This is a genomic window from Nocardia farcinica, assembly GCF_029867845.1.
Taxonomy (GTDB): Bacteria; Actinomycetota; Actinomycetes; order Mycobacteriales; family Mycobacteriaceae; genus Nocardia; species Nocardia farcinica_A.
Genome location: NZ_JARWRU010000473.1, coordinates 1 through 1,706 on the forward strand (window position 1 = coordinate 1; position 1,706 = coordinate 1,706).

Genomic DNA, 1,706 nt, shown 5'->3' on the forward strand with positions numbered 1-1,706 from the left:
CCGCGGCGGGCGGCGCCTGCGCCGCGGCGGGCCCCCCCCCCCCCCCCGCGTGCGGCCCCGGTTGCCGGTGGCCACGTCGAAGACGAAGCCGCGCAGCGAGGTGGTCTGGGTGACGAACGGGCTGTTCTCGATGCGCGCGAGCGACTGGCGCACGTCCTCCTCCACATCGGGGAATGCCTCGGCCGACCAGTTCGGCTTGATGCCGGTCTCGTCCTGGATGGCGCGCTTGAACTCGTCGTCGGTGAAGGTCAGCATGCCGCAGTCGGTGTGGTGGATCAGGATGATCTCGGTGGTGCCGAGCAGGCGCTGGCTGATCGCCAGCGAGCGGATCTCGTCGTCGGTGACCACGCCACCCGCGTTGCGGATGACGTGCGCCTCGCCGTCCTTCAGGCCGAGGATGCGGTAGACGTCGAGCCGGGCGTCCATGCACGCCACCACGGCGACGTGCTTGCTCGGCGGCAGCGGCAGCGGACCTCTGACGGTCGCCGCGTATTCGGCGTTGTTGGCCAGGTACTCGTCGGTCACGCTCATGAATCGCGCCTTCCTCTATCAGGGGAATCTGGGACTTGCGCGTACGGATCGACAGTTGCCCGCGACAGGGGCAGGGGCAAGAGATTCGCGCAGCTCGAGCGGAATGCCCTGGACGAGACGCCCCGGAGGAGATGCCCTGGAAAAGATGCCCTGGAAAAGATGCCCTGGAGAAGATGCCTTGGAAGGATGTCCCGGAGGAGCTACCCGGCGAGGGCGCGCAGCGGGTCACGCGAACGACACGATTCACTTCCATCCGGTACGAACTCCCCCTCCGCGGTACTCATGGGTTACTCTTGGGTCGGCTCACGCGTCCACCTCGAAACCACCGGGGTAAGGCGGAGCCCTGATGCCTCGTGCATCATGAGCAGATCCGGGTAGTGTCATGAACCTGAAATCCAGCTCCCCCTTCCTGTCGGTGAACTCTGCCATGGCTTCGGCCGGGACTCCCGAGACCCGACTGGTCTTCCGCACCCGCCATCAGCACGACGTGGTCGTGCTGTCGGTACGTGGTCAGGCCGATGCGTTCACTCTGTCGCTGTGGCGACAGCGCGTTCGCGAGGCCGCCGAGGCGGCGGCGAAGGCGGGCGGCGCACTCATCGTCGACATCGGCAGGATCGACTTCTGCTCGCTGCGCACCATCGGCGCGCTGGTCGAGGATGCGGGCGCTTTCCAGCGCGACGGCGTGCGAACCTGCCTGGTCACCACCGACCTGCGCATCGCCCGCCTGCTCGCCGGCGATTCGCGGACCGCTCCGCTGATCGTCCGCTCCACGGTCGTGAGCGCCTACACTGCGCTCGGTTCCACCAGCAGGCCCGCGGAACCCGCGGTGCCGGTGGCGGATTCGGAGCTCCCCGAACCGGCGATCACGGAGAACGAGGTCGTGCCCACGCGCAAGCGCTTCCACGAGCCCTCGGCGGGCGTGTCCGGGCTGTCGAGCCGCAAGCCGGTGGCGGCGGGCGCGCGCTCGTAGCGGCCCCGGGCGGCGCACCCCGCGCGCCGTCCGGGTTCCCGAGGCGGGACACGGTGACCTGAACCGGGGGGGGGGGGCGGCCGGGGGCCGGGGGGGGGGGGGGGGGGGGGGGGGGGGGGGGGGGGGGGGGGGGGGGGGGGGGGGGGGGGGGGGGGAGGGGGGGGGGGGGCCGCCCCAGCCGGGGGGGCGGGGGGGGGGGGGGGGG

The 1,706-nt window shown here is 71.5% G+C and carries 2 protein-coding genes; one reads left to right on the forward strand and one right to left on the reverse strand.

What is annotated here, in order from left to right; genetic code table 11:
• The coding region (locus QH283_RS10140; protein WP_280502763.1) for a beta-class carbonic anhydrase at positions 1-531 on the reverse strand (531 nt) is incomplete at its 3' end.
• Between the two features lie 382 nt (positions 532-913).
• On the opposite strand from QH283_RS10140, the gene QH283_RS10145 reads away from it, so the two are divergent.
• Entirely contained in the window at positions 914-1,501 is a 588-nt protein-coding gene (locus QH283_RS10145; protein WP_280502764.1) for an STAS domain-containing protein, read from the forward strand.
• The last annotated feature ends 205 nt before the right edge of the window (positions 1,502-1,706 follow it).

What these genes read in the sequence shown, in the direction of transcription:
- QH283_RS10145 (WP_280502764.1), top strand. Translation starts at nt 914, where the DNA reads ATGAACCTGAAATCCAGCTCCCCCTTCCTGTCGGTGAACTCTGCCATG.